This window comes from Geobacter sp. 60473, from assembly GCF_036323535.1.
Classification (GTDB): Bacteria; Desulfobacterota; Desulfuromonadia; order Geobacterales; family Geobacteraceae; genus Geobacter; species Geobacter sulfurreducens.
Genome location: NZ_AP028967.1, coordinates 2,778,474 through 2,802,328 on the forward strand (window position 1 = coordinate 2,778,474; position 23,855 = coordinate 2,802,328).

The 23,855-nt window shown below is 61.7% G+C and carries 22 protein-coding genes, 1 tRNA gene and 1 other RNA gene; all 24 read right to left on the bottom strand.

The genetic code is table 11. The annotated features are described in order from the left end of the window. Window positions 1–14 precede the first annotated feature (14 nt). Window positions 15–845, bottom strand: coding sequence for a cell division protein FtsQ/DivIB (locus tag AABA48_RS12625; protein ID WP_338270545.1), 831 nt, complete (start codon window positions 843–845; stop codon window positions 15–17). Window positions 846–856: 11 nt separating this feature from the next. Continuing rightward, window positions 857–1,807: a D-alanine--D-alanine ligase gene (locus AABA48_RS12630; protein ID WP_010943691.1), complete on the bottom strand. Its 951-nt coding sequence runs from the start codon at window positions 1,805–1,807 to the stop codon at window positions 857–859. 29 nt (window positions 1,808–1,836) lie between these two features. After that, window positions 1,837–2,739, bottom strand: a complete 903-nt coding sequence (gene murB / locus AABA48_RS12635; RefSeq protein ID WP_338270548.1) for a UDP-N-acetylmuramate dehydrogenase — start codon at window positions 2,737–2,739, stop codon at window positions 1,837–1,839. An 18-nt stretch (window positions 2,740–2,757) separates the two neighbouring features. Then, window positions 2,758–4,146: a UDP-N-acetylmuramate--L-alanine ligase gene (gene murC / locus AABA48_RS12640; RefSeq protein ID WP_010943693.1), complete on the bottom strand. Its 1,389-nt coding sequence runs from the start codon at window positions 4,144–4,146 to the stop codon at window positions 2,758–2,760. 2 nt (window positions 4,147–4,148) lie between these two features. Further along, window positions 4,149–5,243 (bottom strand): undecaprenyldiphospho-muramoylpentapeptide beta-N-acetylglucosaminyltransferase, encoded by a 1,095-nt coding sequence (murG, locus tag AABA48_RS12645; protein WP_338270551.1) that lies wholly within the window; start codon window positions 5,241–5,243, stop codon window positions 4,149–4,151. Then, on the bottom strand, window positions 5,240–6,361 hold the full coding sequence (gene ftsW, locus AABA48_RS12650; protein WP_286350751.1) for a putative lipid II flippase FtsW: 1,122 nt from the start codon (window positions 6,359–6,361) through the stop codon (window positions 5,240–5,242). The genes murG and ftsW overlap by 4 nt, the downstream gene beginning before the upstream one ends. After that, window positions 6,358–7,716: a UDP-N-acetylmuramoyl-L-alanine--D-glutamate ligase gene (murD, locus tag AABA48_RS12655; protein WP_286350752.1), complete on the bottom strand. Its 1,359-nt coding sequence runs from the start codon at window positions 7,714–7,716 to the stop codon at window positions 6,358–6,360. The genes ftsW and murD overlap by 4 nt, the downstream gene beginning before the upstream one ends. A gap of 1 nt (window position 7,717) precedes the next feature. Then, window positions 7,718–8,794: a phospho-N-acetylmuramoyl-pentapeptide-transferase gene (gene mraY, locus AABA48_RS12660; protein WP_045667666.1), complete on the bottom strand. Its 1,077-nt coding sequence runs from the start codon at window positions 8,792–8,794 to the stop codon at window positions 7,718–7,720. Continuing rightward, window positions 8,794–10,206 (bottom strand): UDP-N-acetylmuramoyl-tripeptide--D-alanyl-D-alanine ligase, encoded by a 1,413-nt coding sequence (locus tag AABA48_RS12665; protein WP_286350753.1) that lies wholly within the window; start codon window positions 10,204–10,206, stop codon window positions 8,794–8,796. The genes mraY and AABA48_RS12665 overlap by 1 nt, the downstream gene beginning before the upstream one ends. 14 nt (window positions 10,207–10,220) lie before the next feature. After that, window positions 10,221–11,750, bottom strand: a complete 1,530-nt coding sequence (locus AABA48_RS12670; protein WP_286350754.1) for a UDP-N-acetylmuramoyl-L-alanyl-D-glutamate--2,6-diaminopimelate ligase — start codon at window positions 11,748–11,750, stop codon at window positions 10,221–10,223. A gap of 31 nt (window positions 11,751–11,781) precedes the next feature. Continuing rightward, a complete protein-coding gene (locus tag AABA48_RS12675) occupies window positions 11,782–13,755 on the bottom strand; it encodes a penicillin-binding protein (protein ID WP_338270557.1) in 1,974 nt (657 codons plus the stop codon). Further along, a complete protein-coding gene (gene ftsL / locus AABA48_RS12680; RefSeq protein WP_010943701.1) occupies window positions 13,752–14,087 on the bottom strand; it encodes a cell division protein FtsL in 336 nt (111 codons plus the stop codon). The genes AABA48_RS12675 and ftsL overlap by 4 nt, the downstream gene beginning before the upstream one ends. 27 nt (window positions 14,088–14,114) lie before the next feature. After that, window positions 14,115–15,050, bottom strand: coding sequence for a 16S rRNA (cytosine(1402)-N(4))-methyltransferase RsmH (gene rsmH, locus AABA48_RS12685; protein ID WP_286350756.1), 936 nt, complete (start codon window positions 15,048–15,050; stop codon window positions 14,115–14,117). Window positions 15,051–15,053: 3 nt separating this feature from the next. Continuing rightward, on the bottom strand, window positions 15,054–15,530 hold the full coding sequence (mraZ, locus tag AABA48_RS12690) for a division/cell wall cluster transcriptional repressor MraZ (RefSeq protein WP_045667670.1): 477 nt from the start codon (window positions 15,528–15,530) through the stop codon (window positions 15,054–15,056). A 443-nt stretch (window positions 15,531–15,973) separates the two neighbouring features. Continuing rightward, window positions 15,974–16,324: a hypothetical protein gene (locus AABA48_RS12695; RefSeq protein WP_010943704.1), complete on the bottom strand. Its 351-nt coding sequence runs from the start codon at window positions 16,322–16,324 to the stop codon at window positions 15,974–15,976. A gap of 49 nt (window positions 16,325–16,373) precedes the next feature. After that, window positions 16,374–16,877: a hypothetical protein gene (locus AABA48_RS12700; protein ID WP_338270560.1), complete on the bottom strand. Its 504-nt coding sequence runs from the start codon at window positions 16,875–16,877 to the stop codon at window positions 16,374–16,376. A gap of 60 nt (window positions 16,878–16,937) precedes the next feature. Further along, an RNA gene (gene rnpB / locus AABA48_RS12705) (RNase P RNA component class A) lies at window positions 16,938–17,305 on the bottom strand. 27 nt (window positions 17,306–17,332) lie between these two features. Continuing rightward, on the bottom strand, window positions 17,333–18,046 hold the full coding sequence (locus AABA48_RS12710) for a zinc ribbon domain-containing protein (protein WP_338270562.1): 714 nt from the start codon (window positions 18,044–18,046) through the stop codon (window positions 17,333–17,335). A gap of 46 nt (window positions 18,047–18,092) precedes the next feature. Continuing rightward, the gene (locus tag AABA48_RS12715) at window positions 18,093–19,211 is read right to left on the bottom strand and encodes a Nif3-like dinuclear metal center hexameric protein (protein ID WP_286350759.1); all 1,119 of its coding nucleotides are present in this window, start codon (window positions 19,209–19,211) and stop codon (window positions 18,093–18,095) included. 119 nt (window positions 19,212–19,330) lie between these two features. Continuing rightward, a tRNA-Ile gene (locus AABA48_RS12720) sits at window positions 19,331–19,407 on the bottom strand. Window positions 19,408–19,488: 81 nt separating this feature from the next. Further along, window positions 19,489–20,664 (bottom strand): THUMP domain-containing class I SAM-dependent RNA methyltransferase, encoded by a 1,176-nt coding sequence (locus AABA48_RS12725; protein ID WP_286350760.1) that lies wholly within the window; start codon window positions 20,662–20,664, stop codon window positions 19,489–19,491. 3 nt (window positions 20,665–20,667) lie between these two features. Then, window positions 20,668–21,495: an SIR2 family NAD-dependent protein deacylase gene (locus tag AABA48_RS12730; protein ID WP_286350761.1), complete on the bottom strand. Its 828-nt coding sequence runs from the start codon at window positions 21,493–21,495 to the stop codon at window positions 20,668–20,670. Between the two features lie 35 nt (window positions 21,496–21,530). Continuing rightward, a complete protein-coding gene (gene ybaK, locus AABA48_RS12735) occupies window positions 21,531–22,013 on the bottom strand; it encodes a Cys-tRNA(Pro) deacylase (protein ID WP_286350762.1) in 483 nt (160 codons plus the stop codon). A 107-nt stretch (window positions 22,014–22,120) separates the two neighbouring features. Beyond that, window positions 22,121–23,854, bottom strand: coding sequence for an RNA polymerase sigma factor RpoD (gene rpoD / locus AABA48_RS12740; protein WP_045667676.1), 1,734 nt, complete (start codon window positions 23,852–23,854; stop codon window positions 22,121–22,123). Window position 23,855 lies beyond the last annotated feature (1 nt).

Here is a 23,855-nt window from a genome sequence, read left to right on the forward strand (position 1 = left end):
CCGTTCCCCCCTCGCTAGCCTTTTTTCACTATGATCTTGTCCAGATAGTCGCAATCGATGTATTCCACCGCCGCCATGTGCTCCCTGAGCTCCCCGTAAATACGGACGAAGCGGGCGAGCTTGGCCTCGTAGCCGCCATTGCCCAATCGGACCGGCACTCCGCCGGCCGCGGTAAAGAGCGTAAGGCCGAACCCCTTGTCCAGGTGAATCTCCGATACGTCGGCAAGGGTGAACCCTTTGCCCCTACGCAACTGCTCCATGAGCGCCACGGTTCCCTTCAGGGCTTCGCGGGTACCGACGGGGTCCCGCGCCAAGTCCTCCTCGGCGACTCCGGTGATAACCGGGTAATCGAGACTGTCACCCTGGGTGAGCGGCTTGAAGACCGTGCCGCCGGCATCCATGTAGTAGAGGAATCCCATGTTCACCACGGCCACCGGCACCCGTTCCACCACCTCGATGGCGAGGGTGTGGGGGAAATAGCGCCTGACCTGAACCTTGTCGATCCAGGGGTTCTTGGCCAGCTGGCTGCCGATGTCACGCAGCCTCAGCCCGAGCATGGAATCACCGGGACGAACCCCGGCCTGTGCGATCACATCGTCCCGCTTCAGGCGCTGAAGCTTCGAAACCTCGATCTCCTTCAGCGGCAGCGGCGCGAATTCCCACTGGGATAGGTAGCGGTATCCGCCATAGCAGATGCCTCCCACCGTGGCCAGCCCGGCCAGGCCGCAGACCAGCCGGCTTCCCCAGGTAATGAGGGGGCGCCAGTTGATCGGCTTACGCTCCCGCTTCACGCGGTTGCGGGTCTGGGCCGGCTTTATCCGTGTCTTGACGTGCAGATCGCGCATATGCTCCGCGCCTAGCTTCCGGCCCCTTCCCCCTTGATTTTCAGCTCAGCGGAAATCAGAATTCTCTCCACCAGGTCCTCGAAACCGATCCCGGACTCCTTGAGGGCGATCTCGGGCAGAAGGCTCAACGCGGTCATTCCCGGCAGGGTGTTCACCTCCAGGAGATAACACTCGCCCCCTTCCGTTACGAGGAAATCGACTCTGCTGTAACCGGAGCATCCCAAGGCCCGGTGAGCCGCTTCCCCTTCGGCCAGGAGCCTGCGGTGCAGTTCCGCCGGGAGTACCGGTGGGCAGATATGCTCGGCCTTGCCGGCGGTATACTTGGCCTCGAAGTCGTAGAACTCGTTCACGGGAACGATCTCGATGGCCCCCATGGCCCGGTCGTCCAGTATCCCGATCTGGATCTCGCGCCCCTTGATGAAGCGCTCCACCAGGATATCGTCATCATAGCGGAAGGCGAGCTCCAGGGCAGAAGGGAGCTCTTCCGGCGACTTGACGATGCTCACCCCCACCGATGACCCTTCCTGAGACGGCTTCACCACCACCGGGTAGCCGAACCCTTCCGCCACGGGATCAACTGTCTCGCCCCGGCGCACAACCCGGTAGGGAGCGATCGTGAGCCCCCGCGCGGCGAAAACCTCCTTGGCGACGATCTTGTTCATGGCAAGGGCGCTGGCCAGGACCCCCGATCCGGTGTAGGGAATGCCCATGAGCTCCAGCAGCCCCTGGACGGTTCCGTCTTCCCCGTAGCGGCCGTGGAGACAGATAAAAGCAACATCGATCCACTCCCGGACCAGAACCTGCGGGAGATCCCGGCCGACGTCCACGGGGACCGCGTCATATCCCCGGCTCTGGAGGGCCTTCAGCACAGCGCCGCCGCTGGCAAGGGACACTTCGCGCTCAGCCGAGAGTCCTCCCATAAGTACGCCTATCTTCGTGGTTTTCAGCTCATCCCTCGTCATTGCCGCTCCGCGCGGGACACTACAGCCCCTTACTCATCGCCGAAAATTTTGACTTCTTCTTCAAGAGCCGTGCCGCTTTTGAGCTTCACCGCATCCTTGATGCGCGCTGCCAGGGCCAGAAAATCGGCGGCCGTGGCACCACCCCGGTTCACCAGAAAGTTGGTGTGGACCTCGGACACCTGGGCTCCCCCCACCCGAGCTCCCCTGAGCCCCGCATCTTCGATCAGTCGCCAGGCCGCCTGACCGGGCGGGTTCTTGAAGAAGGACCCGGCATTGGGGAAGCCGACCTGCTGGCTGGCGGTCCGGTGGGCCCGGCACCCGTCGATCCGCTCACTGATCCGCCGGGGATCGTCGGAATCGAGCACGAACGTAGCCCCGATGATGATCTCTCCCGGTTGCAGCTTGAGGTACCGGTAGCCGTAATCGAGCAATTCGCGCCCCTTGCATTCGAAGCCTGCAGTGCCAATGGTCAGGATCTCTTCGACCCGGTCGAGAATGGCACCGCCGTGGGCTCCGGCATTCATGGCAAGGGCACCGCCAACGGTTCCGGGAATCCCGCAAAGAAACTCCAGGCCGGCAAGGCCTTCGTTCCGGAGAAAGGCCGTCAGCCTGCCGTTGGCCACCCCGGCCCCCACCACGGCCCGGTTTCCTTCGAGCCGCTCCAGTCTAGTCATGCGCGCCGACGAAATAACAACGCCCCGAAAGCCTCCGTCGCGGATCAGGAGATTGTAGCCTCCCCCCACAGCCAGCCAGGGAGTGCCGGTTTCGGCCAGAATCGCCAGGAGCGCTCGCATGTCGTCGGGATCGGCCGGGGTGACGAAGAAGTCCGCCGGACCGCCCACCCTCAGCGACGTATGGCGCGCCATGGGCTCGTCCCGGAGGATCTCCCCCCGCACTTCCGCCTCAAGCCGTGCCGCCAACCGATCGTTCAAAGAACCGTCCCGTGCCCGCTAGGCCTGCCGGGCTTCTTCCAGCTTCGCGAGGAACGCCTCGCCTGACTGCCAGATATTTCCCGCTCCAAGGGTCAGCACGATGTCCCCGGGCTGCACGATCGTCAGCAGGTGCTCGGGAAGCGCCTCCCGATCGGCCACGTAGGTCACGTCGCGCTGGCCGTGCTTACGGATCTCCTCGGCCAGCCGCTCGGCCGACACACCTTCAATGGGGGCCTCGCCGGCCGGATAGATATCCGTCAGTACCAGCACATCTGCGTCGTAGAAGCAGGTGACGAACTCGGCGAACAGTTCCCTGGTCCGGCTGAACCGGTGGGGCTGGAACGCCACCACGAGCCGCCTCTCGGGCCAGCCGCTCTTGCCGGCGGCCAGGGTGGCCCGGATCTCCGCCGGATGGTGGCCGTAGTCATCCACCACGGTGATGCCGTTCACCTCTCCCTTCACCTGGAAACGCCGTCCTACCCCGCCGAACGTGGCGAACCCTTCCTGGATCTGGGAGAAGGGGACATCCAGTTCCATGGCCACTGCGATACAGGCAAGGGCATTCAGCACGTTGTGGGCGCCGGGCATGGAAAAGGACACCTCACCCATGCGGTATCCCTTGTAATGGGCCACAAAAGAGGTGGTGCCCCCTTCGAGCCGGATATGCGTCGCACGGATGTCGGCCTGGGACGAAAGGCCGTAGGTGACGAAACGCTTCTTCACCCGCGGGAGGATCTCGGCGATGTTGCGGTCTTCCAGGCAGAGCACCGCCAGTCCGTAGAAGGGAATCTTGTTTATGAAGTCGACAAAGGTGTCTTTGATCTGTTCGATCCCGCCGGTATAGAAGTCGAGGTGGTCGGCGTCGATATTGGTCACCACCGCAATGGTGGGCGAAAGCTTCAGGAACGAACCGTCCGACTCGTCGGCTTCCGCCACCAGGAACTGACCCTGGCCGAGCTTGGCGTTGGTGCCGAGGGTGTTGAGCTTGCCGCCGATCACGATGGTAGGGTCGATGCCGCCGTGGGTAAGAACCGTCGCCACCATGGAAGTGGTGGTGGTCTTGCCGTGGGTGCCCGCGATGGCGATGCCGTACTTCATCCGCATCAGTTCCGCCAGCATCTCGGCCCGGGGGATAACCGGAATCATCCGCCGCTTGGCCTCGACCACCTCAGGATTGTCATCACGGACCGCCGTAGAGGTTACCACCACGTCCACATCGGCCACATTCTCCCGGCCATGCCCGAAGCGGATTTCTCCCCCGAGCGAGGCGAGGCGGTCGGTGGTATCGGACTGTTTCAGATCGGAACCCGACACCTTATATCCCAGGTTGAGGAGAACCTCGGCAATGCCGCTCATGCCGATGCCGCCGATGCCGACGAAGTGAATTTTCTCTATTTTACCGTACATGGTTACTCTTCTTTCCTTGTGCTTGCCACCATCTCGTCGACGATGGCCTGGGCCGCATCAAGCCGGGCAAGCTCCTGGGCCGCCTCGCCGACAGCCTTGAGCCGCGCCGGGTCGTCCATGAGATCGCGGATCGCCTGTGCCAGCACCTCGCCTGAAAGTTCCTGCTCGATTATGACGAACCCGGCTCCCCGCTTGAGAAGCGATTCGGCGTTGCGGCGCTGGTGGTCGTCCACGGCATGGGGGTAAGGGATGAAGATGCAGGGCTTGCCGCAGGCGGTTACCTCGGCGAGGGTGGTGGCCCCTGCCCGGCAGACGATCAGGTCGGCCCAGCGATAGGCATCGGCCATGGAGTCGATGAAGGCCACCACATCAGCCGTAAAGCCTTGCTCTTCATAGGCGGCGGTCACATCCTCCAGATCGTTCTCCCCGGTCTGGTGAGTGATTCGCAGCCGCCCCTTTACCTCGTCCAGGTGGGACAGCGCCTCGCCCATGGTCAGATTGATCCGGTGGGCGCCGGCGCTACCACCGAAGACCAGAAGATGGAAAGCATCATCGCCCCTTTCCCGCGGCTCGGCAAGGGCGACCTGCTCCAGGATCTGGCGGCGGAGGGGATTGCCCGTAAGGAGCGTCTTGTCCTCGGGGAAATACGTCTGTGACTCCTCGAGTGAAATGAATATCTTGTCGGCCACCTTGGCAAGCATCCGGTTGGTGAATCCCGGGATGGCGTTCTGCTCGTGAATGAATCGTGGAATCTGCATCCCCCGCGCCGCCATGAGGGCAGGCGCTGAGGCGTATCCGCCGACGCCGAGCACCAGGTCCGGCCTGAACTCCTTAAGGACCTTGCGCGATTGGGCGTAACCGTAGAGAAATTTTGCAAGCCCCTTGGCCCGGGCCAAACTCCCTTTACCGCGAATGCCGGCCGCGGTGATGCATTCGAGCCGGTACCCCTGCTTCGGCAGCACCCGTGCCTCGATCCCCTTCCAGGTCCCCACGAAAAGGACCTCATTTCTTTTGTCGCGGGAGAGGAACTCCTCGGCCACCGCTATGCCGGGGAAGAGATGCCCGCCCGTACCCCCTCCAGCTATCAGCAGCTTCATGGCGCCCCCTTGAGTCGAGTCGAGATGTTGAGCAGTATCCCCACCGCGAACAGGGTCACGATCAGGGAGCTCCCGCCATAGCTGATGAAGGGAAGCGCCAGTCCCTTGGTGGGAAGAAGCCCCGTCACCACCGCCATGTTGACGAACGCCTGGATCCCGAGCAGCGTGGCAATGCCGAATGCCAGGAAACGCCCGAAAGGTTCCTGGGCCATGAGCGCCACCCGGACGCCGCGCAGGACCAGCATGAGGAACATGGCGGCGATAACCATCACACCGATGAGACCCAGTTCTTCGCCGGTTACCGAGAGAATGAAGTCCGTATGGGCCTCGGGGAGATAGAACATCTTCTGTTTACCCTCACCGAGCCCCTGACCGAGCACCCCGCCATTGCCGAAGGCGAGCCACGATTGGATGATCTGGAAACCGGTGTCGGTGGGGTCCTCCCACGGGTTGAGATAGGCAAGGATGCGCCGCCGCCGGTAATCAACATTCATGACGAGGAAGTAGAGAATCGGCAGAGCCATCATTCCCATGGCGATGATGTAGCGCGGCCGGGTCCCCGCCGCGAAGAGCATGATAATTGCCACCAGCCCCATGGTCAGGGCCGCGCCCAGGTCGTGCTGCTTGAGAAGGATCAGCAGGACGGCGGACAGGAGCACCATGTACGGGAGAAAGCCCGTGGAAAAGAATTTCACCTTATCCTGCTTTTTATCCAGCGAATAAGCCATGTAGACGATGAGCGCAATCTTGGTCAGCTCCGACGGCTGGAAGTTGAATCCCGGCAGCCTGATCCACCGGGACGCCCCCTTGGCCGCTCCGCCGATCCCCGGGATGAAGACGAGAAACAGGAGAAAGAGGCAGCCCAGCAGGATCGGGACGGCGTACTCGCGCCAGGTGCGGTAGTCAATCCGCATGGCAACGGCCATGACGCCGAAGCCGAGAAGCGCGTAAACCCCTTGGCGCTTGAGAAAGTAGAACCCGTCGTGAAACTTCTTGGTAGCCATGACCGAGGAGGCCGAGTAGACCATCACCACCCCGAAGCAGGTGAGAGCCACCGCCATGAGGAGGATCACGAGGTCGTAGCGTTCGATCTCCTTTACGTTCAGGCCCAGGTTCACGGCGTGCCTCCCGGACTCAGCGCGTCCACGGCGGCGCGAAACCGCTGCGCCCGCTCTTCGTAATCGCGGAACATGTCGAAGCTGGAACAGGCGGGCGAGAAGAGGACCACCCCCCCCGGCTGCGTCAGTGAGGCGGCAAGCTCCACGGCATCTTCCAGGGTCACAGCCATCCGGGTGTCCGTGAGATGCCCCAGTTCACGGGCCATTCGCTCCTGTGCCTCGCCGATCAGGATCATATGCCGTACGCGCTCGGCCACGAGCCCGGCGAGGGGGGCATAGCTGCCCCCCTTGTCTTTGCCGCCGGCGATGAGGGTGATGTCGTTGAAGCTAGCCAGCGCCTTTTCCACGCTCCCCACGTTGGTGGCCTTGCTGTCCTCGAAGTAGCGGACGCCGTTGAGTTCGCGCACCAGTTCCATCCGGTGGGGGAGTCCGCCGAACGCCTCAACGCACGCCAACGCCCGGTCGGCATCGCATCCCAGAAGCAGCGCGGCGGCAAGGGACGCCATGATGTTCTCAATGTTGTGGACCCCGGTGATCCTGAAGCGGTCCGTGGGAAACCGCTCCTGGCGACCGGCGTGGCGGAAGATGATGGCCCCGTCCCGATAGAATATCCCCTCGCCAAGCTCCCGTTGCCGGCTCATGGGGAACACTGCGGCGCGCGTCCTGCCGGCAAGGCCTGCCACGATCGGATCGTCCATGTTGAGGACCGCCCAGTCCGACGCGGTCTGGTTCTCGAAAATCCGGGCCTTGGCGTCGATATACTCCTGATAGGTGGCGTACCGGTCCAGGTGGTCCTCGGTGATGTTGAGGAGCACCGCGACCGTGGGCCGGAACGAGCGGATCCATTCGAGCTGGAAGGAGCTGATCTCAACCACCACCCGGTCCACTGTTGCCCCGGTCTCCACCAGTTCGATGAGCGGGTTGCCGATATTTCCCCCAACGAACGTCCGGAACCCGCATCCCGCGAAGAGTTCGCCCGTGAGGGTCGTGGTGGTCGTCTTGCCGTTGGTGCCAGTGATGGCCACCAGAGGCGCGGTGATGAACCGGGACGCAAGCTCGATCTCGGTAACGACCTCACGCCCGGCCCGCCGCGCCGCCTGGAGATAGGGGCTTTCCTGGGGCACGCCCGGGCTTACCACCACCGTTTCAGCCGCAGCGAAATCAGCCTCGTCGTGACGTCCCAGCACGTAGGTCACAGGGTAGCCGGCCAGTTGCTCCAAGGGTTCAGCCAGGGCGGTTTCGTCCCGCAGGTCGGTCACGGTCACCCGTGCGCCCTGCGCCGCAAGGAAACGGGCAACCGCCACGCCGGTCCGGGCGAGGCCCACAACGAGTATGTTCTTTCCTTTGAGGTCCATGCTATCTCAGCTTCAGCGTCGAAATGGCGACGAGCGCCAGAATAATGGTGATGATCCAGAACCTGACGATGATCTTCGGCTCCGCCACCCCTTTCAGTTCGAAGTGGTGGTGAATGGGGGCCATCCGGAAGATCCGCTTGCCCCGATACTTGTACGACCCGACCTGGAAGATGACCGACAGGGCCTCCACCACGAAAATGCCGCCCACGATCACCAGCAGCATCTCCTGCTTGGTGATCACCGCCAGGATGCCGAGCCCGCCCCCCAGAGAAAGGGATCCCACGTCTCCCATGAAGACCTCTGCGGGATAGGCGTTATACCAGAGAAACCCGATGCCGGCGCCTACCATGGCGCCGCAGAGGACCGCCAGCTCACCGGCTCCCGGCACGTAGGGAGTCTGGAGATAGCTGGAAAGTTTAGCATTGCCCGCGATATAGGCAAAGAGCAGAAACGTGGCCGCATTGATGGCAACCGGCCCGATAGCGAGGCCGTCGAGGCCGTCGGTCAGGTTCACGGCATTGCTCGCCCCCACGACAACCAGCATGCCGAAGGGTATGTAGAGGTACGACAGATCCGGATGCAGCCGCTTGAAGAAGGGCACCGAGAGATCCGTGGACATGCCGGCGACAAAGACGAGAAAGCAGACGGCGCCGCCCGCGATGAGCATCTGCCAGAACATCTTCTGACGGGGAGAGAGCCCCTTGGTATCCTTTTCCACCACCTTCTTGTAATCGTCGGTGAAGCCGATAAGGCCGTAGCCGAGGATCACGAAAAGTGTCGTCCAGACGTACCGGTTCGTCAAATCGGCCCAGAGAAGCGTCGGAATGGCTATGGATGCGAGGATGAGGATTCCCCCCATGGTGGGGGTTCCTGATTTTTTCAGGTGCGACTCGGGGCCGTCGGTTCGGATCACCTGCCGGGCCTGGAGCGCCTCCAGCTTTCGGATGACCCACGGTCCCAGGATGAACGAAACCACCAGGGCGGTGATGACGGCATAGATGGTCCGGAACGTCAGATATTTGAAGACGTTGAAGATCCGAAAGTCGGCGGCCAGTGGATAGAGCAGATGATACAGCATTAGACGTGGCCCCCTTTGCCGCCGGAGGCGGCGAACGCGTCCCTGATTCCCTCGGCGACCCGATCCATGGCCATGCCGCGGGATCCCTTCACCAGGATCATCTCGCCCGTTGCAGCCGTCCGCCGCAAATCGGCAACGACCTCGCCGTGGTCGGCCGCGATCGTTACATGGTGTTCTTCCAGCCCCCCTTCAAGGGCGCCGGCGGCAACGGTCCCCGCCATGTCACCAAGTACGTAGAGCCGGTCGACGCACGTGGCGGCAAGCCGTCCCAATTGCCGATGGGCTTCTTCCGCCCCAACGCCCAGCTCAAGCATGTCGCCCAGCACTGCCACGGCCCGGCCGCTCCCCTTGATCTCCCGCAAGGTGGTAAGGGCAGCGGCCATAGAGGCTGGATTGGCGTTGTAGCTGTCGTCGATCAGCACCACGTCCCCCACTTCCTCCAGGTTAAAGCGCCGGGCATAGGGCATGAATTCGCCGAGCCCACGGGCGATCCCGGCGGGCGCAACGCCGAGAACGCCCGCTGCTGCTGCGGCGGCCAGGGCGTTGGCCACATTGTGACTGCCAAAGGCGTGCAGGGTAACGGTGACGCGGCCGTCGGGGAGCCGTAGCGTGAACCGCTGTCCCATTTTCCCCAGATTCTCCACGTCTTCCGCGGTCACGTCACCGCCCCTGAGCCCGAAAGAGATTCGCTTCACCCCTTCGGGGCTGGGACAGCGGGCAATGAGCGGGTCGTCGGCGTTATAAACGGCACATGCGCCCGGCATAAGCCTCAAAAAGAGCTCTCCCTTGGCCCGGGCAACCCCTTCCACGCTGCCGAGGGTTTCCAAGTGGGCCGGATAGGCATTGGTGATGATACCCACGTCGGGTCGGACGATCTCCGCGAGCCGGTCGATCTCCCCGAACTCGCTCATGCCTATCTCCAGCACCGCCCACCGGTGTGCCTCGGAGAGCCGGAACAGCATGCGGGGCACACCGATCAGGTTATTGAGGTTCCCCTCCGTCTTCAGCCCCTCGCCGGTCCGGGCCAGAATCGCGGCCAGCATCTCCTTGGTGGTGGTCTTGCCGTTGCTCCCGGTCACCGCCACCACGGGGATGTCAAACCGCCGTCGGTGGCATGCCGCCAGATCGCCCAGCGCCCGCAGCGTGTCGTCCACGGCAATGCAGGTCACATCGGCCGGAAGCTGGCGCCCTGCCAGCCACTGCCGCTCAACCAGGACCAGCCGCACACCCCGGGCACGTGCCGCGTCCAGGTAGTCGTGCCCGTCGAACCGCTCACCCCGCAACGGGATGAAGAGCTCGCCGGGCTCCACGGTGCGCGAATCGGTGGAAACGCCGGAGGCTCCGGCAGTCTCGCCCCCCGCCACGATCTCCCCGCCTGTGGCCGCCAGTATGTCATCGAGCGTAAACAGCACGTCCCCGTCCAACCCTATTCTCCGCTGTCCAATGAGCGGAATGCGGCGACCGCCTCTTCGCGATCGTCAAAGTGGAATTTTTCCGTTCCGATGATCTGGTAGTCCTCGTGCCCCTTGCCCGCCAGCAGCACGATGTCGCCCGTCGCGGCAACCGTTGCGGCAAGCTGGATGGCGTCGCGTCGGGATACCAGCGAGGTGAACCCCTTATCCACAAAGCCCCGGTTCAGTTCACAGGCATCGTATTGCCGGAGTCCCATGGGCTTGATGCCGGTCAGAACCTCTTCGATGACCGCGCCGGGCTCCTCGGTCCTGGGGTTGTCGGAAGTCACGATGGTCAGGTGGCTGTAGCGCCCGCTGATTTCCGCCATCACGGGACGCTTGCCCCGGTCGCGGTCGCCGCCGCAGCCGAAGACGGTAATAATTCGCCCCGTCGCAAACTCCGACACGGTCTTCAGAACATTTTCCAGGGCATCGCCAGTGTGGGCGTAGTCAACCAGGACCGTTACGCCGCGCTCATTGTGAACCCGCTCCAGCCGTCCAGGGACCCGGACATCACCCTCGATTCCCCCCAGAATGACGTCAAGGGAAAGCCCGAGGCCGACCCCCGCGGCAACGGCGGCGAGGATGTTGTACAGGTTGAACCCTCCCAGCAGGTGCGAGTGAAACGGGGCCGTCCCGAGCGGAGTAACCAGGGTCCCTGCAATGCCGTCCACGGAAAAGACAACGTTTTCGGCACGCACGGCTGCATCGGCGGCAAGTCCGTAGGAAATCACCGGCGCGGCGGAGGACTCGATCAGCCGGGCGCCGTAGGAGTCATCCCTGTTGATGGCGGCTGCGCGCCGCGGCTTGATCCCGTCGGGCGCCACAAGCTCCGTAAACAGCCGGGCCTTGCTGCCGAAATAGGACTCCATGTCCCGGTGATAGTCCAGGTGGTCGCGCGTCAGATTCGTGAAGACCGCCACATCGAAGCGGCAACCATCTACCCGCCGCTGCTCCAGGGCGTGGGACGAAACCTCCATTACCACAGCCTTCGCCCCCTCATCCACCAGATCGCGGATTGTAGCCTGCAGCTCGACGGATTCCGGCGTGGTGTGAGGTGCGGGAACGAACTTCGAGCCGAAGCGGTAGCTGATGGTTCCGAGCACTGCCGCCGGTATGCCGGCCCGGGACATGATTGCCTCGACCAGATAGGTGGTGGTGGTCTTGCCGTTGGTACCGGTAATGCCCACGACCGGTACGCCGTCGGTGGGCTGTCCGTAAAAAAGCGCTGCCATACGCGACATGGCGAGACGTGCATCCCCGACCCGAATCCAGTCCATCTCGGCGGGCGCCCGCGTTTCGTCTTCCAGCACAACGGCGACAGCTCCCCGTTCGCGGGCGGATGCAATAAAGTCATGCCCGTCGGACGCGACCCCTTTTAACGCGAAAAAGAGACCACCGGACCTCACCTGCCGTGAATCGCAGTAGAGCCCGTTGATCTCCCGCGTCAGATCCCCCCGTACCGCGATGGGATCAACAACCCGTGCCAGATTTTCTAGTCGCATGGTTCCTCGCCATTGAGCGTATTTGATGGCGTCATGCCGATGGTACGAACTTCACCCACACCTGATCCGACGGTCCAACCCGGTGACCGGGAAGGGGGCTTTGCTCGACGGCCCGACCGCTTCCCATGAGCCTCACGTTGATCCCCCGTTCCTCCATGGTTTTGAGAGCCTGACGCATGCTCATACCCCGAAAGTTCGGCATCACCACGCCTTCCCCGGCGTCGACGATCTCTCCTTCCGCGGCGGACAGATCGTCTTCAGTGGGCTTGTCTGCCTTTGCCTCGACCACCTTCGGCTTGCTCCTGACAATGCCGTCGGGCGGCACCTTAAGGTAGCAGAGGGACTGCAGTGCAATGGAGCTGAAGGCGGGTGCCGCTACAACTCCGCCATAAGGGCTTGTCTTGGGCTCATCGATCATGACGAGTATGGTGAGCCGGGGCCGATCGGCCGGGACAAAACCGATGAACGAGGCCGTCCGTTTGGTGAGCGAGTAACCCCGCGTCACCGGGTCGACCTTTTGGGCCGTACCCGTCTTGCCTGCCACCCGGAACCCTTCCACTGCCGCGTTGGTTCCGGTTCCGCCTTCCACCGCTACCCCTTCCATCATTCGGGCTACATTTTTGGCAGTTGTCTCAGAGACCACCCGCCGTAACGGCTGCGGCGAGGAACTCTTGATGACGTTACCCTCGCTGTCGATAACACGTTCGACCAGGTACGGCTTCATGAGGTTTCCGCCATTGGCAATGGCGGAAAATGCTGCGGCCAGCTGGATTGAACTGGCGGTCACCCCCTGGCCGAAAGAGACGGTGGCCAGATCGATGCCGTACCACTGGTTCCAGTCCCTGAGGGTCCCCCCTGTCTCTCCCGGGAGGTCAATGCCGGTCCGCGTACCGAAACCGAAATTCCTCAGGTATGAATACAGCCTCGATGCACCGAGGCGGCTTCCGATCTTTGCGGACCCGATGTTGCTCGAATACTTCAAAATCTCAGGGATGCTCAGGCTCCCATACTTGTGGGTATCGTGAATGGTCCGCCCGCCGATGGAAAAACTGCCCCCCTCACAGTTGATCCTGTCGCCCGGTCGGATCACCTTTTCTTCAAGGGCCGAGGCGATGAGGAACACCTTGAAGGTTGATCCCGGCTCATAGCTGTCGGCCACTGCTCTGTTGCGCCAGAGGGATTGATGATAGGCGCCGTGGGCGTTCAGATTGAATGTCGGATAGTTGGCCATGGCCAGGACCCGCCCGGTATGGGGATCCATGACAATGGCAGTGCCGGCCCGGGCGCCGCTGCCGTCAACGGCCTTGGCGAGCTCCTTTTCGGCTATGTACTGGATATTCTTATCAAGGGTCAGAACGACATTGTGCCCCATGGCACCGTCCTGGATCACTGTCCCCTTCAGCGCCACATCCCGGCCCAGGGCGTCCCGCTCGGTCACCAGATAGCCGGTTCCGCCCAGGATTGTTGAGTCGTAGCGTAGCTCGATGCCCTCAAGTCCCTCAGGGTCGACTCCGGTAAAGCCGATGACGTGGGCCGCCACTTCAGAGTTGGGATAAAACCGTTTGGTTTCCTTGACGAAACCGATCCCCTCAATATCCAGAGCCCGGATTCTTTTCACCACATCGGGCGTCAACCGACGCTGGAGCCAGACAAAATTCTTGTTCCCCTGCAGCTTGCGGAGCAGGGTTTCTTTCGGAAAGCCCAGAACCGGGGAGAGCTGCGCAGCCGCATCATCCAGGTCAGCAATTGACTTCGGCTCGGCGAAACAGGAGTCCATCTCCACCGACACGGCGAGGGCCGAACCGTTTGCGTCATATATGGCCCCCCGGGCAGGCGTCAGGGGGACAATCTTCTGGTGCTGGCGGTCGGCAAGCTTGAGCAGGTGGTCGCGCTTGACCACCTGGAGATAGAAGGCCCGACAGACGACGAGAGAGAAAAAGAGAACGAAGAAACCGCCAATAAAGCGGATGCGCAGAGCTATCCATTTCTCCGCGTCATATCTCATTTCACAACAACCACCTGCTGATCAGTGGGAAGTGCCATGCCCAACTCACCCTTGGCGACAGCCTCGATCCGGGCCGGGGTCTTGAGGGAGGCCACTTCGAGCTTGAGGCGGTTCTGCTCCTCCTGAGCCACCTTGAGTTGACGGGCAACCTCGGCGACCTCCAGGTTCAGGTCAACGACACGCACGCGGGACCAGACGTGAAAGACCGAGACGAGGGTCAACAGAACCAGCACCGCAAGAAGGTACGGAAACAGATCGCCCCGCTGGGCGTACATCTCCTCCAGCTTCCTGGGAGCCGCAACCTTGCTGAATTCCGTCCGTGCCTGCGCCATCTCCGCCTCCTTCTGCATCCGCAAATACTACAGTTTTTCTGCCGCCCGCAGCTTGGCACTGCGCGCTCTCGGGTTCTCCGCCACCTCGGCTTCACCCGCCACTACCGGCCGTCCCGTCAGGATGCGGAGCCGGGGAGCACCGCCACACACACAGCGGGGAAGTTCCTTCGGACAGGTGCACCCCTGAGCATGACGGCGAAACATGGTTTTAACGATCCGGTCCTCCAGCGAGTGAAAGGAGATCACAACCCCCCGACCGCCAGTCCTCAACAGCCCCAGGGCGGATTCAAGGCCCCGTTCCAGGCTTCCAAGTTCGTCGTTCACCGCTATCCGAAGGGCCTGAAAGGTCCGGGTGGCCGGGTGAATACGCTCTTCCCAGGCGCCCCGCGGAATTGCCCCCTTGATGATGTCGACCAACTGGAGCGTTCGCTCGATTGGTCCGCTGACCCGGGCCTTGACGATGAACGAGGCGATTCGCCGCGCCCATCGCTCTTCGCCATATTCTTTTATGATGCGGGCCAGCTCGTGTTCGCCCAGGTCGTTGACCAGGTCCGCGGCGGTGCCGGGCACCGAGGTATTCATCCGCATGTCGAGAGGCGCATCGGCCAGGAAACTGAACCCCCGCTCCGCCGTGTCCAGCTGGTGAGAGGAGACTCCCACATCAAGGAGAAATCCGTCGACACCGTCAACTCCCAGTTCGGCCAGAACGCGGCCCATTTCCGAGAAGTTGGCGGGGACCGGCCTGAATCGCTCGCCAAATGATGCAAGTCGCTCCCGAGCGACCGCCAGGGCGGCAGGATCACGGTCAAACCCGATCAACATCCCGTCCGGGGACGTCGCCTCAAGAATCAGCCGGGCATGCCCCGCGCCTCCCAGCGTGCCGTCCACATACACCCCGCCGGGGCGGGGGGATAAATACTCCAGCACCTCGGCCGGCATGACCGGACGGTGCGAAAACGTCATCACCTAGAGCCCCAACTCTGCTACCGTCTCGGAGTCGGACGGGAAATTCTTCAGGTCTTGAATCCGAACCTTCTCCCGCTCCGCCTGGCTCCACACTTCTATCTTGTCCATCACGCCGATAAAAAGGATATCCCGCTCAAGGGCAGCCCCTTTTCTCAGATGGGGAGGAATCAGCAGGCGTCCCAGCTTGTCGGCGCAGCATTCAACCGCGGGAGAGATGATCGTCCGCATGATACTGTTGCGCTGGGCCGAGGTCAGCCCCTTGCTGGAACGAAAGTTTTCCTCGAACTCCACCCACTTGGCATAGGGAAATATCAGGAGCCCACTGCTAAAGGTGCCAGCCCCCAGATCAACGGGAGCGGAGTTGGTTATCACGAAACGATCGTCACCATGAACGTCAACGAGAACCTCCCGGAACTTGGCGGGAAGACTCGTTCGCCCCTTGGCGTCAATAGTTGTCTCGTAGATTCCCCTGAACATATTCCCCGGTACACCTTGCCACGATTTACCACAATTTACCACTCAGTGCCAAAAACTATACCCGCCACCCTAAGGGTTGTCAAGGCAAATCTGGCCATTGCACAGGGGATTGTTTTAGTTCTATTTCAACCAGTTACCTCTCTCCCGAAGCCAGTGAAACGCCGAATTCAACCCACGGATCACGCCGGCCAGTTAAAGCACCCAACAGACGATCCCGGCCAACCCTGCCGACACGCTCTCAACTTCTTGAAACCGCTGAAAGTAACGCCCCAGACAATCCGTCCTTCATCTCCCGGCAAAACACGAACCGGTAACGGTGATCGCCAGATCCGGCGCAGGCGCAGCAAACATGGAGGCAGAACGCAGCAGCGGAGAGAGAATGAAGGCCGACCAGAGCCACACGAGAGGGAAAGAAAAAAGGGGGGCTCGAAGCCCCCCTTGAATTACTTATCTTTTTTCCGGTCCAACAGGGAAACGACCTTCGCCCCCTTGCCCTTGTCCGGCGGTTCGTCGAGAGGAGGCTCCAGTGACTGGGGCTGAGGTACGGATTCCCGTGCCAGGGGCGACACGACTTTTTCCATCCGGATCGGTGTCCCTCCCATGGTGAAGGGGGTTCCGTTGATCTGGGCCTCCTCAAGGATCCAGGTATAGATTTCCAGGGGCACCGTGAGGACCAAGAGCTTTACCCGCCACCAACCGGGCTTCACATCGGGTGAAACATCTTCGATTCGGGCATAGAATCCCGGCTTGCCGTCGATGTGGACCAGGACCAGATCGTTGATGGCCGTTGACATTGCTCCCCCTTGCTCCGTACTCGGAAATAGAACCTTACAGCGGCCGCGATCAGTCGGACTGCCCCATGAGAAGTCCCTGACGGACCTGGAAGCCAAGAACTGTCTCCAACTCGCCGTAAAGGCGGCGAAGCTCACGTTCGCGGCGATGGAATTCATCAATCCGCTCCGGCTCCCACAGCCCTTCAACCCGCTCACAGTTAAACGTTATGCAATTGAAGGGTCTCAGTGACGGTTGCATGAGACAGCCTGTGTCGCCGAGATAGGGGCAGAAATCGCGACCGAAGCGGGGTTCGAAAAGCACAGCATTCGTTGACCGATAAATCAGCAGATCCGCCACCGTAAAATGGTACTTTCCCCGCAGACAGCACTCGCCGCCGCAGGAGGCACAGATCACCGAACTGCCCATCTCATGGGCCAAGCGGTGCAACTCCTCCTTGGCCGCACGAATGGCGTTCCCTTTCTCCCGGAGCATCGCCCTGACCGGCTGCGAAAGTCGGTGGTATTGACCGGTGATCGCCGCCACCGCGGCATGCCAGACGTCCTGATCATTCATGAAGAGAGTTGGTTTCTTCGAGTTCATTGCGGTGGGGCACCGCATGGTTTGTAAAAAAACTGGCCGAAGCAGCCCATAAGCCGGGTTCTGTTCCCGCCGCGGGTTACCCCTTGGCGGGCGATGACCATTCCTCTGGGACCGCCGTTACCGACGGCCTCAAGCAGCCAACCCGGAAGCACGGACGGGCCATCCTTGACGCTTCCCTATTCGGCCTTGCTCCTGGTGGGGTTTACCTGGCATCCGACGTCACCGCCGAACCCGGTGAGCTCTTACCTCACCCTTTCACCCTTACCCGCCTGAGCGGGCGGACTTCTCTCTGTGGCACTATCCCTGGGGTCGCCCCCGCTGGACGTTATCCAGCACCACGCCCTGTGGAGCCCGGACTTTCCTCCCCCCGCACGCGAAGGGCGGCCATCTGTTCTGCTTCGACCAAGCCGTTATTCGACAAACCCGCGTCAGGGGTCCTGACGCAGCACCAGCATCCGCTGGCAGTGAGGGCAGAGGACCAGATCGTCCCCCCTGTAGAGTGAGTTGTAAAGCTGGGGCGGCAGGTTCATGTTGCAGCCCGAGCAGTTACCGCTCCTGGCAACCACGAGAGCCACTCCCTGACGGCGAAGGCGCAGGGCTTCGTACCGCTTGAGAAGTGACGCCGGAATTCCCTTGGCAGTGTCGGCCTTGACGGAGGCATCAGAGGCAATCTCCTGGTCGAGACGCTCCAGCGCGGCCGCAAGCTCCGCCTTGCGGACTCCGAGATTCTCCTCCAGGCTGCCGAGGTCTCCCTCACGGGCAACAATATCGGCAACGAACTGCTCAACCTGCCCCGTTTTCTGGAGGAGTTGCTCCTCAAGCTCGCCCTTCTGCTTTTTGGCCGCGGTGATCTCTTTCAGGATCGCCTGGTACTCTTTCTGGGTCTTGATTTCCTTCTGCCGCGCCTCTGAGCGGACAATATTCTCATCCTCCGCGGCCAGGTTCGCTTCAAGGCTCAGCTTCTCCTCTTCGGCAGCCGCCAGCTCGGCCTTGATGCCGTCCACGGCGAGCCGTCCCTCTTCCACCTGCCGGTCCAACTCGGCGAGCTGATCGAGAAGCGCCTGCCGTTCTCCCTGGCGACCGTCGATCTTCAGGTCGAGCTCCTGCAGTTCCTCAAGCAGTATGAGATGTTTACGCAACACCAACCTCCCTCTGTTCTCCGTTAGTCAGTCTCCCGGAAGAAACCGTTTATCGCCAGACGAATGGATCCCGCTCACCATTGAACGCAACCACGTCAGCCTCGAACCCCTTCAGGGCCAGATCAGCCGTCAGCCGTTCCACAACGCCGGACACCATGATGGACTCCGTGCCGAAATGTCCGGCATCCAGCAGTGCGACACCGAGAGCCTCCGCATCCCGTGCCTCATGATACTTTACATCACCGGTAACGAATACGTCCGCGCCCTGACGGTGGGCATCACGCAACAATGATATGCCGCTGCCACCGCAGAGGGCAACCTTCTTCACCCGCCTCCCCGCGTCACCCACGAGCCTGACGCCGGCAAGGCCCAGCTTTGCTTTCACGTCATCGGCAAAGGGAGCCAGCGTCGTCTCCTCCGCCAGATACCCGATCCTGCCGAGGCCTTGTGCAGCCCCGCGATTAAGCAACGGGTAGAGATCAAAGGCGGGCTCCTCGTAGGGATGAGCTTTCAGGAGGGCCGTGACCGCGGACGAAACCAGTTCCTTGCGCACCAGAACCTCGATCCGGGTTTCCGCCACCTGCTCCCTGGCCCCGACTGCCCCCAGGAACGGACGAGCCCCCTCAAGGGGATGAAATGTGCCGGTACCGCTGCTTCTGAACGAGCAGTCCCGGTAGTTGCCCACAGTGCCGCTGAAGCGGAACAGGGCTTCGGACACCTGCTCTTCATGGCCCTTGGGGACAAAGACCGCAAGCTTCACCAGCTCTTCGGTCGCCGTCACCGACAGGGGTTGAGCAGAGCACATGCCGAGCCGCTGCGCCAGGAGGTCATTCATGCCGCCATCGGCGATATCGTAGTTGGTGTGGAGCGAGATGACGGCTAACCTGCCTGAAATGGCCCGCATTACGGTTGCACCGGTGGGATCGTTGGCGGTTATTCGTTTGAGGGGACGAAAAAGGAACGGGTGGTGGGTGAGCAGGAGTTGGCAGTCTGCGGCGATGGCGGCGTCTACAGTTTCCCGGGTGCCGTCCAGGGCGACCATGATCCGTGAAACAGCACAGGTCGGGTCCCCAACCATCAACCCCACGTTGTCCCACTCTTCGGCAAGAACTGGCGGAGCAAATTTATTAATAATTCCGAGTATGTCAGAGATTTTTGGCGTCATCATCAAAGGCAAAAGAAAAAGAGTGCCACCGTTCGGCGTGCACTCTTTTTCGTCTGATCAGTTCCTGCGATCGTAATCGGAGCTCTCGGGGCATCCCCGCATCTTCCTACCTGGTTGTCGGGTGGTGGGCCCACCAGGACTCGAACCTGGGACCGACCGGTTATGAGCCGGTTGCTCTAGCCAACTGAGCTATAGGCCCGAAAAGCGAACTTTAACTTTACGGCAAACCATGCAAGGCGTCAAGGGAATTGTGAATGCCATCCTCGGACCAATGTACCCGTCAATAGAGATCAAACCTCAGGAAACGGCACTCAAGGGGGCCATTGAAGAGGACGATCCGCCGGGACGCCCTGAGCCCCACCGCCTTGGCCAACTCGGGTCCACCGGTGAGCAGCCAGGCGGCATAGCCGGCGCAGCGCTGCTTCAAAACGTCACCGATCTGGCGGTAGAGAACGCGAAGCCCTTCTTCTTCGCCGAGACGCCGGCCATAAGGAGGATTGAAGAGAACAATGCCGGGAGGGGGAGGGGGTGTCAGATCCCGCATATCACCGGATGTAAAGGTGATGTGCTGTTCGACTCCAGCCCGCCGGGCATTGGCTGCGGCGATCGCAAGAAGGTCAGTCTGCTGGTCGCTCCCCAGGAGTGGGGCCGACAGTGACGTGCGCTCCCCCTCGCGGGCCTCGGTTACAAGACGGCGCCAGAGCGAAGAGTCGAAGCCGGGCCAGTGCTGGAACCCGAAACGCTCCCGAATGAGACCGGGCGCCCGATTGAGCGCCTTGAGCGCCGCCTCCACGAGGATGGTGCCCGAGCCGCACATGGGGTCCAGAAGGGGAACTGTCCCGTCCCAGCCCGTTATCTCCACGAGGGCGGCGGCAAGAGTTTCCCGCAGCGGGGCCTCTCCTGCATCGGTACGGTAGCCGCGCCGGTCGAGGCTGGCCCCGGAACTGTCGATGCTCACGGTGCAGATGTTGCGGGCCAGATGAACATGGACCCCCAGGTCCGGTTGCTTGGGGTTCACGTTGGGTCGCCTGCCGTGGCGGTCGCGGATGGTGTCGACGATGGCGTCCTTGGTCTTGAGGGCCACGAACCCCGAATGAGTCAGGACTGAATCGCGAAGATTGCATTCTACTGCCAGGGTCATGTCGGGGGTGAGCCAGTCGTTCCACTGGATGGAGCGGACACCGTCGTACAGCCGCTGGGGTGAATCGCAGGGGAATTGGGCTAGTGGCACGAGGATGCGGCTCGCGGTCCGCAGCCAGAGGTTGGCCCGGTAGCAGGCGGCAAGATCGCCCGTGAAACGCACTCCTCCGCGCTCTATGGCCACCCCGCGAAAGCCGAGGCCGCGCATCTCGGCGGCCAGAACGTCTTCAACCCCCTTGGCGGTGGTGGCGAAGAAGGCGTGCTCGCCTGAAAGGGGAGTGACTGCGGTACGTTTGCGTACAATAACCGACGACATGAATTACTCCAGGCAGGATTTGATGCCGGCAAGCCCTTCAAGGGCGCCGCATGAGAGAGAAATATGGGGAGCGCCGATCTGAGCCTCACGGGGGTTGATCCGGATCGCAACGGCTTGGTGGAGGGAGCCGACTTCCTCCGTCAGGTAGCGGATTGTGGGAATTGCCGTTCCCGCCCCCAGCTCCACCACCACCGTGCGCCGGCCTCTGACCTCAGCCAGGAACTCGTCGAAGTTCCGCTGCTGCCGGGCGGTTCGTCCGCTGACCCAGCCATAATCCCCGAACATGAGGATATTGGGTCGGGCCACGTCACCGCAGTGGAGGCAACGGGGAATGTGACCTGCCCGCATGGTCGACTCGTCAACGAGAATGGTTTCCCGGTTCTCCCAGATGGCCATGGTGCAAGGTTTGGTGCACTGGAGATGATGAATGGAACCGTGCACTTCCAGAATACGGTCTTCGGCAAACCCGGCCTTCTGGAACTGGCCGTCCACGTTGGAGGTCACCACGAAATGGTCGAGGCCGTAGCGTTCGATCCATGCCCTGAGAATTCCGAACCCGGCATGTGGGACCGTGGCGCGGTAGAGATTGGTCCGATGGCCGTAGAATCCCCAGCCAAAGGCTGGATCTCTCTCGAAGTGAGCCGGGTTGGCGGCGCCAACAAAGGTAATACCGAGCCGTTCATAGGGCGGATACGCCTTCCAGAACCCGCTATCCCCTCGGAAGTCGGGCAGCCCCGAATCAACGCCCATGCCGGCCCCTGCCGTGATGACCAGCACTTCGGCCCGCCGCAGCGCTTCGGCAGCACGCAGGAATCGCTCACGCAGTTCCATGGATCACCTCCCGCGACACCCAGTTGATCCGAACGTCAGATGGCCACCCGCACGAGGATGGGATCAAGCAGGCGGCACGCCTCGCGCGGGTCGAGTCCTACCAGATACCCACGCTTGCCGCCATTGATATATATCCTTGGCAGGCCGAGAATCGTCTCCTCCATATAGACCGGCATGGCATGCCGCGTACCGAAGGGAGAAGTCCCTCCTACCTGGTAGCCCGAATGCCGGTTTGCCGTATCGGGGGAGCAGGGAGACACACTTTTGACCCCCATGACCCGCGCCAGTTCCTTGGTGGAAACCTGCCGGTCGCCGTGCATCAGGACGATGAGCGGCCGTTTCGCCTCGTCTTCCATGATGAGCGTTTTCACCACGCAATGCTCGTCCACGCCGAGCTCCCGGGCGGAGACGGCTGTTCCGCCTTTTTCCTCATAGGCATACACGTGGTCCGTGAACGTTACACCTGCGGCCCGTAGTTGACGTATGGCCGGAGTAACCGGCGCCTTGTCCTTGGCCATTAAAGCCTCCCCGGTGCCGCCGGTCAGGACGGGCGGCTCGGCACAAAAACAGCGAGGCCGCGTCGGGTCTGACCGGCGCGGCCTCTGGTTTTTCCGGCGCAGGCCGGCTATTCCACGAAGCTGCGGAGTTTCTTGGCCCGGCTCGGATGGCGGAGCTTGCGCAGGGCCTTGGCCTCGATCTGACGAATCCGCTCCCGGGTCACCTCGAAGTCCTGCCCCACCTCCTCAAGGGTATGATCGCTCTTCTCGCCGATGCCGAAACGCATCCGCAGAACTTTTTCCTCCCGGGGGGTGAGGGTGGCAAGCACGCGGGCAGTCTGCTCCGAAAGGTTGGCCTTGATGACCGCCTCTAGAGGCGAAACCACACCCTTGTCCTCAATGAAATCACCCAGGTGTGAATCTTCCTCTTCTCCGATGGGAGTTTCGAGTGAGATGGGCTCCTTGGCGATCTTGAGAACTTTGCGTACCTTGTCGAGGGGGAGATTCATCCGTTCGGCGATTTCCTCCGGCGAGGGCTCGCGGCCGATCTCCTGCACCAGTTGGCGACTGGTCCGGATCAGCTTGTTGATGGTCTCGATCATATGGACCGGAATCCGGATGGTGCGGGCCTGGTCGGCGATTGCCCGGGTAATGGCCTGCCGAATCCACCAGGTGGCGTACGTGGAGAACTTGTACCCCCGCTGATACTCAAACTTGTCCACCGCCTTCATGAGGCCGATGTTCCCCTCCTGAATCAGGTCGAGAAACTGAAGCCCCCGGTTGGTGTACTTCTTGGCAATGGATACGACGAGCCGCAGGTTCGCCTCCACCAGCTCCGACTTGGCCAGCTTCGACTTGGCTTCACCCCTGTCGATGGCCCTGAGGGCGTCGGAAAGCTCACGGGCCTTGAACCCGGACTCTTCCTCAACCTTCTTCAGCTTCTTCTCAGCGGAGCGTACCTTCTTCTCGTGCTTCTGAGCATCTTCCAGGGAAAGCTTGACCCCCTTTCCCACATCTCCGCGGGCGGCAATCTCCTTAAGGGTGTCGGCTGAAACCCCCGCCTCCTTTTCGATGGCGGCAATCTCGGTCATAATGGTATCGACCTTGGCCGACAACTCCTTGAGCCGCTGGGCGATCTTGGCTATGTGCCGATCCTTGAGACGCAGGGAAGTAACCATCTCGGCAAGCTTTTCCTTCAACTCCTGCCGTTCGGCGAGCAACTCCTGCCGACGGGAGTCGGAAAGGGATTCCTCCTCCAGCTCAGCATTCAAGGCAGCGAGGCGGACATCGACAGCGGCAATTTCCTCCACCTGGGCAAGGAGACGGGTCTTCTGCACATCCTCTTCATCCTCCTCCAGTTCCTCTTCCTCCACCTCCTTGCTGATCTCGGCGGCGCTGACCTGCCCCTTCAGGAGCTTCTCGCCAAGGGTGATGATCTCCTTCACCGTGATGGGGGTATTAAGGATGACACCGGCGATATCCCGCTCACCCTCCTCGATACGCTTGGCAATTTCCACCTCACCCTCGCGGGTGAGCAGCGACACCGATCCCATCTCGCGCAGATACATCCGTACCGGATCGCTGGTCCTTCCCAGGGCGCCCGGCTCATACTCGAACTCTTCCTGTTCCCCTTCAATCTCTTCCTCTTCCTCCAGGTCGAGTTTCATCTTGGGGATTTTCACCTTCTGGGCCGAATCAACGATGTCAATATCCATCTCACCGAACATGCTCATTACGTCGTCGATCTGCTCGGATGAAATATCGGGAGGAAGAAGGTCGTTTACCTCATCATAGGTGAGGAACCCCTTTTCCTTTCCCAGGTCGATGAGTTGCTTGACTTCGTCCGTGCTTTTCTTGGCCATC